General features: G+C 70.0%; 10 protein-coding genes. 5 read left to right on the forward strand and 5 right to left on the reverse strand.

All coding sequences use genetic code 11. The annotated features are described in order from the left end of the window. Window positions 1-25: 25 nt before the first annotated feature. Both JOD27_RS31045 and JOD27_RS31050 read right to left on the reverse strand, forming a co-directional pair. Window positions 26-556 carry an HAD-IA family hydrolase gene (locus tag JOD27_RS31045; protein ID WP_204765844.1) on the reverse strand — a complete coding sequence of 177 codons (531 nt, stop codon included), beginning with the start codon at window positions 554-556 and terminating at the stop codon, window positions 26-28. Then, window positions 553-1,290 (reverse strand): DeoR/GlpR family DNA-binding transcription regulator, encoded by a 738-nt coding sequence (locus JOD27_RS31050; RefSeq protein ID WP_307830424.1) that lies wholly within the window; start codon window positions 1,288-1,290, stop codon window positions 553-555. Before JOD27_RS31050 ends, JOD27_RS31045 begins: the two co-directional genes overlap by 4 nt. Window positions 1,291-1,364: 74 nt before the next feature. On the opposite strand from JOD27_RS31050, the gene JOD27_RS31055 reads away from it, so the two are divergent. The 5 genes from JOD27_RS31055 to JOD27_RS31075 are packed head-to-tail and all read left to right on the forward strand — an operon-like array spanning window position 1,365 to window position 4,658. Then, window positions 1,365-2,522: an MFS transporter gene (locus JOD27_RS31055; RefSeq protein WP_307830425.1), complete on the forward strand. Its 1,158-nt coding sequence runs from the start codon at window positions 1,365-1,367 to the stop codon at window positions 2,520-2,522. Window positions 2,523-2,533: 11 nt separating this feature from the next. Then, complete coding sequence (locus tag JOD27_RS31060) at window positions 2,534-3,205, forward strand: RraA family protein (RefSeq protein WP_204765846.1); 672 nt, start codon at window positions 2,534-2,536, stop codon at window positions 3,203-3,205. A gap of 5 nt (window positions 3,206-3,210) precedes the next feature. Beyond that, window positions 3,211-3,792, forward strand: coding sequence for a TIGR03086 family metal-binding protein (locus JOD27_RS31065; RefSeq protein ID WP_204765847.1), 582 nt, complete (start codon window positions 3,211-3,213; stop codon window positions 3,790-3,792). A 45-nt stretch (window positions 3,793-3,837) separates the two neighbouring features. After that, on the forward strand, window positions 3,838-4,239 hold the full coding sequence (locus JOD27_RS31070) for a VOC family protein (RefSeq protein ID WP_204765848.1): 402 nt from the start codon (window positions 3,838-3,840) through the stop codon (window positions 4,237-4,239). A gap of 5 nt (window positions 4,240-4,244) precedes the next feature. Further along, complete coding sequence (locus JOD27_RS31075) at window positions 4,245-4,658, forward strand: YciI family protein (RefSeq protein WP_204765943.1); 414 nt, start codon at window positions 4,245-4,247, stop codon at window positions 4,656-4,658. A gap of 36 nt (window positions 4,659-4,694) precedes the next feature. Here the strand turns inward: JOD27_RS31075 and JOD27_RS31080 are convergent, their stop codons facing one another. From JOD27_RS31080 to JOD27_RS31090, 3 genes are all read right to left on the reverse strand, one after another. Next, entirely contained in the window at window positions 4,695-7,847 is a 3,153-nt protein-coding gene (locus JOD27_RS31080) for a S8 family serine peptidase (RefSeq protein WP_204765849.1), read from the reverse strand. An 88-nt stretch (window positions 7,848-7,935) separates the two neighbouring features. Next, the gene (locus JOD27_RS31085) at window positions 7,936-8,628 is read right to left on the reverse strand and encodes an aspartate/glutamate racemase family protein (RefSeq protein WP_204765850.1); all 693 of its coding nucleotides are present in this window, start codon (window positions 8,626-8,628) and stop codon (window positions 7,936-7,938) included. A gap of 8 nt (window positions 8,629-8,636) precedes the next feature. After that, window positions 8,637-9,191: a TIGR03086 family metal-binding protein gene (locus JOD27_RS31090; protein WP_204765851.1), complete on the reverse strand. Its 555-nt coding sequence runs from the start codon at window positions 9,189-9,191 to the stop codon at window positions 8,637-8,639. Window positions 9,192-9,240: the final 49 nt, after the last annotated feature.

Genomic DNA, 9,240 nt, shown 5'->3' on the forward strand with positions numbered 1-9,240 from the left:
CACGCTCTGACGGCGAGAGCCGCGGTCATAGACGAGCGCGCAGGCCGTCGATCCCCGTGAAATGGTGGCCGCGCATGCCCGCGCGTTCGGCGGCCCTCACGTTCTCCAGCTTGTCGTCGACGAACAGGATGTCGCCGCCGCCCAACTGTTCCCGGCACCACTCGAACGCTTCGAGCTCCGGCTTCGCGTGCCCGATCCGGCACGAGAATCCGCGCACCTCGAACAGGTCCAGCCACTCGTGGGTGCGCTCGAAGTTGCGCGCGTGGTCCTCGGGAATGTTGGACAGCAAGGCGATCCGGCGTCCGGCCGCGTGCAGTTCGCCGAGCAGGGCGACCATCTCGTCGTCGACGCGGCTCCAGCTCTGCACGTCGAGCTCGACGAGCGGCGGGTGGCCCACGCGCGCCCAGTACTCCTCGGCCGTCACGTCGCCGCGGTCGTAGGCGGGGCGGTGGGCCCAGTAGGCGTCCCAGAACTCCGGCGATGTGCTCATCGACGCCATGACCTCCGGCGACTGATCGCGCGCGATCACACCGAACATGTCGAACAACACGATCATGCCGTCACCACCGCAACCCCGGCCGCCGCAAGGCCTTCGTCGCCGTCGGCGTCGGTCACCACTGCGTCCAGAGAGGACGCGGGCGCGACGAACGCCAGCGCCGTGCGGGTGAGTTTCGACGCGTCGACGGCGGCGATCACGCGCCGGGCCGAGGCGATGGCGGCGCGTTTCACCGCGGCGTCCTCCAGGTCGAACGCGGTGAGTCCCTGCGCGGCGGACAGGCCACAGCAGCCGATCACCGCGGTGTCGAAGCGCAGCGCGGAGATCGAGGCCAGCGTCAACGGCCCGGTCAGGGCGAGTTCGCCGGGGCGCGGACGGCCGCCGGGCACGAGCAGCGTGAGGGAAGCGCTGGAGGACAACGCGTTCACCGCGTGCAGGGACAACGGCATGACGGTCAGGCGGCGGTCGTGCAGCAGCCGGGCGACCTCGAGGCACGTGGTGCCGCTGTCCAGCACGACCGACTCGCCGTCGGCGATCAGGCCCGCCACGGCGGCGGCGATGCGGCGCTTGGCGTCCGGGTTCTCGTCGGAGCGCAGCGCGAACGGCGGCTCGGAGCCGCGCAGCAGGAGGCTGCGGGCGCCGCCGCGGAAGCGTTCCAGCACGCCCTGGGCGGCGAGGACCTCCAGGTCGCGGCGGATGGTCATCTCCGACGCGCCGGTCAGCGCGGCCAGGTCGGCCACGCCGAGGGAGCCGGCGTCGCGGACGGCCTCGGTGATCTGCTTCAAACGGGACACGGTCGTGATTGAACATCAACGATGTTCGAAACTCAAACTTTCGAACACGCGGATCGTTCGTTAGCGTGGGGCAAGTGAACGCTCTCAAGGCCGCGCGGGTGGCCACCTTCACGTACTTCGCGCTCAACGGGTTCCTGCTCGGGCTGTGGCTCGTGCACATCCCGACGGTCGAGCAGCGCATCGGCATCGACCACGCCGAACTCGGGCGGTTGCTGCTCTTGCTCGGGCTGGGCGCGTTCGTGGGAATGCGCATCGGCGGCAAGATCACCGACCGGGCGGGCACGAAGCTGGTCGTGCCGATCACGGGTGTGGCGTGCAGCCTGACCGTCTCGCTGCCGGGGCTGGCCGTCAACCAGTGGACGCTCGGTGCGGCGCTGCTCATCTTCGGCATCGGCCAAGGGCTGATGGACGTCAGCATGAACGCGCACGCCGTGGTGGTGGAACAGCACTACAAGCGGCCGGTGATGTCGGCGTTCCACGCGACGTGGTCACTCGGTGGTGTAGCGGCGGCGCTGACCGGTGCGCGCACACTCGGCTGGGAGCTCTCCCCCGCCGCCACGCTCGGCGCGGCAGCAGCGCTCGGCGTCGTCGTCAGCCTCGTGACCGCGAGGGCACTGCTCGACGGGAGGGAGGAGCACCACGTCCAGCCCACCGGCAAGCGCAGGGCTCCGCGCCGGATCTGGATCATGGCGGTGCTGGCCGGGTTCGTGATGCTGAGCGAGGGCTCGGCCAACGACTGGAGCGTGCTGCACCTGCAGGACGTCCTCGGCGCCTCACCGCAGATCGCGGCGCTGGCCTACGGCGCGTTCGCGACGACCATGACCACAGGGCGGCTGCTCGCGGACCGCATCGCCGCGAAGGCCGGGCCGGTGGCGGTGCTGCGCTGGGGTGCGGCGATCGGGGCGCTGGGCATCGCGACGGCGGCGCTGTCGCCGTGGATCTGGCTGGCCCTGGTCGGCTGGGCGGTCGCGGGCGCGGGGTTGTCGGGCACGGTGCCACAGCTGTTCAGCGCGGCCGGGCACGCCGAAGCCGGCGCGGCCGCGGCGAACGTGTCCCGCGTCGCCGGGCTCGGTTACCTCGGTGTGCTGGCCGGGCCCGCCGTGATCGGCTGGCTGACGCACGTCGTGCCGCTCAACATCGCGTTCCTGCTGCCGGTGGCGATCTGCGTGGTCGCGGCGTTCTCGGCTGGCGTGTTGCGGCCGGATCCGGCTCAGGAGCGCGTGGCGGCGTAAGACTGTGCGGCATGGATCTCGCTGACTTGGATCTCACCACCGCACACCTGGCCGACGCCTGCATCCGGGCGAACATCCCGGTCCGCACGGCCACCCTGCCGCCGGTCATCCCCGGCACCAGGACGTCCGGCCGCGTCCTGCCCGCCCGCCACGCGGGCAGCGTCGACGTCTTCCTGGAGGCCATCGACCGCGCCCATCCCGGCGACGTGCTGGTCGTCGACAACGACGGCCGCACCGACGAGGCGTGCGTCGGCGACCTGATCGTGCTCGAAGCCCAGGCCGCGGGCCTCGCGGGGGTGGTGATCTGGGGCCTGCACCGCGACACCGCGGACATCCGCGCGATCGGGTTGCCGGTGTTCAGCCTCGGCGCCAACCCGACCGGCCCGCTGAGCCTGCGCGACCGCGCACCCGAGGCTCTCTCGACGGCGGAAGTCGGCCCGTGGACCGTCACCTCCGACGACGTGGTGTTCGGCGACGACGACGGCGTGCTGTTCGTGCCCGGCTCCGAAGTGGACGCGGTGCTCACCAAGGCCGCGAGCATCCGCGACGTCGAACGAGCGCAGGCCGACCGGGTCAGGCAAGGTGAGTCCCTGCGCAGCCAGCTCCAGTTCGCCGACTACCTGGCGAGCGGACTCACGTTCCGTGAGCATCTGCGCAAGATCGGCGGCGCCGTGGAGGAGTGAGGGCCATGATCCCTGGAACTTCGATTCTGGCGAGATATCGCGCGCGGGCCGACGCGTTCGAGGCGAAGGTCGCGTCCGTCCGCGCGGACCAGTGGGACAACCCGTCGCCGTGCGCGAAGTGGACCGCGCGTGGGGTGGTGGACCACGTCATCGACATGCACGGCGTGATGCTCGGCCTCGCGATGCCACGGACCGATGACCCGCTGACGGACTTCCGCGAGGCCCGGCGCCAGGTGCGGGAGGCGCTGACGTCGGAGCGTGCTCGGAGCGAGGTCCCCACTCCCGGCGGTCCGATGACGCTGGAGGACCACATCGACCGGGTGGTGAGCGACGACCTCGTGCTGCACGGCTGGGACCTCGCCCGCGCCACCGGCCAGGACGAGACGATCCCGGTGGCCGACGTGGAACGGCTCTGGGCGTCGGCCACCGCGGTGCCCGCCGAGCTGATGCGGCGGTACCGCACACCGGGAGCGTTCGGCCCCGGCATCGAGGTCTACGGCCCCGAGGTCGTCGTGCCCGAGGACGCTCCGCCGCAGGACCGGCTGCTCGGGTATGTGGGCCGAGACCCCGTGTCGAAAAGTGTCTGAGCACTTCGACGGCTCGCTGTAGGCCCCCTGAGAGGAACTTCGGACATGGACTGGACCCTGGAAGTCGTCGTGGTCCCGGTAGCCGACCTGGACCGCGCGAAGCACTTCTACGCAGAACAGCTCGGCTTCACCGTCGACCACGACACGACGTTCGACGAGAACACCCGCATCATGCAGCTCACCCCACCCGGCTCCGCCTGCTCGATCGTGATCGGCAAGGGCATCGTCAAGGGCGAACCGGGTTCGCTGAAGGGCGTGCAACTCGTCGTCTCCGACCTGGAGAAAGCGCGCGCGCAACTGGTCGAGCGCGGCGTCGAGGTGGGCGAGATCGTGCGCATGAGCGAAAAAGACGGAGGGTCGTTCATCTTCTTCGACGACCCGGACGGCAACAGCTGGGCCGTGCAGGAGATCAAGGCCCGCGCGACCGATGGGGAGTGGAAGCAGTGAAGTACATGCTGGTGACCTTCGGCGGCAACCAGGAGGACTGGGAAGGCGTCGCCGCCTGGTCGGACGAGGACATGCACCGCATGGTCGACTACATGCGCGCGCTGAACGAAGAGCTGCAGGCCAACGGCGAACTGCTGCAGGCGGAGGGCCTGAGCGGGCCGGCGCGGGCGTTCGTGGTGCGCGGCGGCGACGACGGCAAACCGATCGTGGTCGACGGGCCGTTCGCGGAGTCCAAGGAGGTCATCGCCGGGTACTGGGTGGTGGACGTGGACAGCCACGAACGGGTCGTGGAGATCGCCCGGCGGGCCTCGGCGTGTCCCGGGCCCGGCGGGAAGATCCTCAACGCGCCGATCGAGGTGCACCCGATCATGGGCGCGCCCACCGAGGACCCGGAGACCTTCGCGCCCTACAAGAAGTAGCGGTGAGGGGCCGGGCGGACCCGGCCCCTCACGCCGTCACTTCAGGTCGTACGCGCGGATGATGGTCTGCGAGACCTCGCCACCCGCGTCCGCCGCCCGAGCCTTGAACGACACGTTCTTGGCCCCGTGCGGATGGACCAACGTGACCTGCCAGCCGGCACGCGTCCTGCGCAGCGGCAACGGCTTCCACGTCTTGCCCTCGTCGTAGGACACCTGCACCGCCGGGTCCTTGATGTCGGTGACGGTGCCGGTTCCGTTGCGCTCCACCGTGATCGGCACGGTGACGACCTTGCCCGCGCGGTTGAACTCGTCGAGCCGCGGCGCGAACCGGACCGCGAGCAGCGGGATCGGCTTGAACTCCTCGCCGGTCACGTGCTCGGACGTGAACGACCAGTCGGTGGTGATCTGCGACGACTGCGAGTCGCGGGTCGCCTCGACGTGGGCCTGGTAGCGCTTCTTCTCCGCGGGCGCGCTCTGCACGTAGCCCGAGCCCGCGTAGGTGCCCTCGTAGAGCACCTTGCCGTCGAGGCTGATGGTCGTGCGGCCGGTGTGCTGGCTGCCGCCGGACATGCCCTGGGCGCCGAAGATCGACACGTCCAGGCGCAGCTGGTCGCCTCGGCGGCCGGCGTACCGGACGACACGCGGGTCGTTGGGTACGCCGGGGCCGTACACGGCGCTGTTCCAGTGTTCGGTGACGGTCCGGTCCCGCTTGAACGCGCGGGGCAGGGCCGAGTACTGGTAGCCGTGGCTGGGGTACTCGCCGAGCTTCGCGAACTCGGTCAGCGAGCCGGTCCACTCGACGTCGGGCGTGTAGAACTCCTTGAGCCGCAACGGGAGCGGGCCGGAGGCGCCGCTGTCGCGCTCGCCGATCGAACCCGGTACGCGGGCGTGCGTCACGGAGTTCACGTGGGCCAGCTCGCGGTCGGGGACGGTGCGTTGCAGGTCGGCGGGCACACGGCTCTTGTCGGTGATCCGCACGTGGTACTGGTACGGGCTGCCCGCGAAGGTGCCGTTGCCGTCCGGGCGGGCCAGGACGCTCTGCGCGTAGAACGTGAACTTCGGCCAAGCCGTCTTGGACGGGCGGACCGCCAGGTCATCGAAGTCGCGCAGGATCCAGGTGGTGCCCGTGCTGCCCCAGTTGGTCTGCATGTCGAAGCCCAGCTCGGACGCCGCCGGTGCGGCCTCCTTCTGGTCGACCGTGATGGCGGGTTTCTTGCCATCGCGTGCGTCGATCACGAGGTCGGTGTTGCCGGTGACGCTGAACGCCGGCTCGATCGCGGCGGTGGTGTGGCCGCGTTTCGTCGGGTCGGCGTTGCGCGTGTAGACCGACGAGTCGAGGAAGTACGAGCCCTTGGGCAGGCGCTGGACGAACGTGCCGGCCGTGACGGAGCGGCGGTACGCCTTCTGCTGGTCGATGCTGACGAACCGGTAGGTGTAGCTCTCCGGTGCGTTGCCGTTCAGGTCGAGGAACGTGAGCTTCACGTTGTAGCTCTCGACCTCCTTCACCACGCCGACCGACACGCGGACACCGTCGGACGACAGGAGCGCGGCCCCGTAGATGCCGTCCGGCACGGAAGCACGCGTGTCGGCGGTGACCACGGCGTCCGCCGAGCCGCCGGCGGGGATCGTCAGCTTCGCCGGCGACACGCTGAACAGGCCGGACGCCGCGGGCTTCACCTCGCCGACCGTCAGGTCGACGGTCACCTCGGAGGTGCCGCTGTTGCGGTAGGTCACCTTCTGCGTGATGGGCTTGTCGTCGTCGTGCGGCCACTGCGCGATGCCCAGCGAAAGGCTGCCGACGGACGTGGACACCCCGGCGGACACGGCGCGGCCCACGTCGAGACGTCCCGCGCCCTGGTCGTAGATGGTCAACGACGGGTTGGGCTTGGCGGTGTTCATCAGCGCCGCCTTGATGTCCTGGGCCTTCCACCCCGGGTGCTGCGCGGCCAGAATCGCCGCCGCGCCCGCCACGTGCGGGGTCGCCATCGAGGTGCCGGACAACGCGACGTGCGCGTCACCGACAGGCGTGCCGATCTGGCCGTTGCGAGCCTTCGCCGCGACGATGTCGACGCCCGGTGCGGTGATGTCGGGCTTGACCGCGTTGTTCTCCCAGCGCGGGCCGCGGGAGGAGAACTCGGCGAGGTTGTCGTTGCGGTCCACGGCGCCGACGGTGAGGGCTGCGTCGGCGGACGCGGGAGAGCCGACCGCGCCACCGGAGTTGCCGGCGGCGACCACGAACAGCGCACCGGTCTGCGCGGTGATCCGGTTGAGCGCCAGGGCCATCGGGTCTTCGCCCTCGTCGGGCCACGGGCTGCCCAGGCTCATGTTGACGACCTTGGCCTTGGTGGCGGCCCACTCCATGCCGGCGATGATGTCGCTCTCACGGCCGTCGCCGTAGTCACCGAGCACCTTGCCGTTGACGATCTTCGAGTCGGGCGCGATGCCCTTGTACTTGCCCTCACCCGTGATCGTGGACGCGACATGCGTGCCGTGGCCGACGCGGTCGTCGGTGGTGTTGCTGTCGCTGAAGTTCTTCGACTCGACGACAGCGCCCGCGAGGTCGGGGTGCGTCTCGTCGATGCCGGTGTCGAGCACGGCCACCGTCACGCCGGAGCCGGTGAAGCCCTTCTCCCACGCCTGGGGTGCGCCGACCTGCGCGGCGCTGCGGTCCAGCGACGCGGTGACCTTGCCGTCGAGCCAGATGCGTCCGGTGCCCGCCGCCCTGACACCGGTCCAGAAGCCGCCGTTCTTGTCGACCGTCACGGCGTGAGCGCCGATGCTCGGCAACGACTCCGCGCCCGCCGCGCTGATCCCCTGCCCCTGCACGATCAGCGGAATGGTCTTGCTGGAGGTGTCGTCGTAGCCGGATCTGGCGAGCAGCGAGACGTCGAACAGCCGCTCGTCCAGCTCACCGGAGTCCACCCTTGCCTGGGCGTCGGACGGGACGACGTGGAGGTCGCCGCGCGGGTCGGTGAAGGTGCGGAACGCGACGTTCTCCCTGCCCTTGGCCGCACGCGGCCGGACCTTGCCGCCGGTGACGACGATCTCGTCACCGGTGACGAGCGTGACCGTGGTGGTCAGCCCTGCCGCACGCACCCCTGGTTGGTCCGGTGCCGCCGAAACGGGAACGGCTGCCGTGGTGGCCACCACGACAGCCGTCAGCCCTGCGGCGAGATGTGATCGTTTCAACGCGAACTCCCCTGGTTCACTGTGGAGGTGTCTTGGCCCTCAGTGAGGGAAACACTTCCCACCGTGGTCGCGTTGCAACGGGATCAGATCACATATTCACACCAACCGCCCGCTCCACGGCCGCCTCGACGTGCAGGCGGGTCGTCGGGAACACCGGAAGCGGCACGTCGGCCTGGGTGATCAGGAGCTCGATCTCGGTGCAGCCGAGGATGATTCCTTCCGCCCCTTCGAACCGTGCGATCACGTCCTGGTAGGCGCGGCGTGACTCGTCGCGGACGATGCCGACGCACAGCTCGTCGTAGATGATCCGGTGCACGGTGGCACGGTCCTGTGTGGACGGCAGCAGCACGCGCAACCCGTGCGACTCCAGACGTTCCCGGTAGAACGGCTGGTCCATCGTGAACCCTGTGCCGAGCAGGCCGACCGTGGTCAGCCCCGCCTTCCTGATGGCGGCCGCGGTCGTGTCGCCGAGGTGGATCATCGGGATGTCGACGGCGGCCTGCACCTGGTCGAACACCTTGTGCATGGTGTTGGTGCACAGCAGCAGGAAGTCCGCTCCGCCCGCCTGCACCTGTGCGGCGGCCTCGGCGAGCGCCTTGCCCGCGTCGTCCCACCTGCCCTCGACCTGCATGCGTTCGATCTCGGCGAAGTCCACCGAGTGCAGCACGATCTTCGCGGAGTGCAGGCCGCCGAGGCGTTCCCGCACCACGGTGTTCGCGAGCCGGTAGTACTCCGCGCTGCTCTCCCAGCTCATCCCGCCGAGCATCCCGATGGTCAGCATGCCGCCAGTCAAGCACTCCAGCGCGGGGCGCGGCCGGTGTTCGCCAGGACTTCCTCCAGTGGCGACGCGTCGGCGGGCGCCTCGACGGGCGCCTTGAACACGTTCCACTCCTGAGCCATCGGGCCCATCTGCTTGACGAGGGCCGCCACCTCGGTCAGCACCTCTGGGTCGGGTTCGAAGCGCTGCCCGGTTGCCTGCGCGAGGTCCGAGGCGTGGATCGTGAGGTCGAGCAACGCCATCCCGCCCACGGTCTGCGCGGGCATGTTCATGCTCCCGGCGATGCCCTCGTCCGCGCCCGGCCGGCTCCAGGCCTCCACGAGCTTGGCGGTCTCCGCGGGGAACTGGGCGCGCCAGTCCGGGTAGGACGGAGTGTGGCTGAAGTCGGCGTCCTGTTTGACTGCGAGCTTCTGGAACTCGACGACCACGTGCAGCAGGTGGTCGAGCAGGGCGCGGACGTCGTAGTCGGCGCACGGGGTGGGCTTGGTCAGGTCGCCGTCGCTGATGCCGGCGATGACGGGCAGCGCGTGGTCGCGCGCCCGGTCGAGAAGAACGCTGAGCTTCATGGGGTTGACGCTATGGCCACGCCGTTGGCCGCTCTTGAAGAAACGCGCC

This window comes from Lentzea nigeriaca, assembly GCF_016907955.1.
Lineage (GTDB): Bacteria > Actinomycetota > Actinomycetes > Mycobacteriales > Pseudonocardiaceae > Lentzea > Lentzea nigeriaca.

Bases quoted from the DNA above. Each gene is read 5' to 3' on its own strand.
- JOD27_RS31045 (WP_204765844.1), bottom strand. From the start codon at position 556: ATGATCGTGTTGTTCGACATGTTCGGTGTGATCGCGCGCGATCAGTCG.
- JOD27_RS31070 (WP_204765848.1), top strand. From the start codon at position 3,838: ATGGACTGGACCCTGGAAGTCGTCGTGGTCCCGGTAGCCGACCTGGAC.
- JOD27_RS31075 (WP_204765943.1), top strand. From the start codon at position 4,245: ATGCTGGTGACCTTCGGCGGCAACCAGGAGGACTGGGAAGGCGTCGCC.
- JOD27_RS31060 (WP_204765846.1), top strand. From the start codon at position 2,534: ATGGATCTCGCTGACTTGGATCTCACCACCGCACACCTGGCCGACGCC.
- JOD27_RS31065 (WP_204765847.1), top strand. From the start codon at position 3,211: ATGATCCCTGGAACTTCGATTCTGGCGAGATATCGCGCGCGGGCCGAC.
- JOD27_RS31090 (WP_204765851.1), bottom strand. From the start codon at position 9,191: ATGAAGCTCAGCGTTCTTCTCGACCGGGCGCGCGACCACGCGCTGCCC.
- JOD27_RS31085 (WP_204765850.1), bottom strand. From the start codon at position 8,628: ATGCTGACCATCGGGATGCTCGGCGGGATGAGCTGGGAGAGCAGCGCG.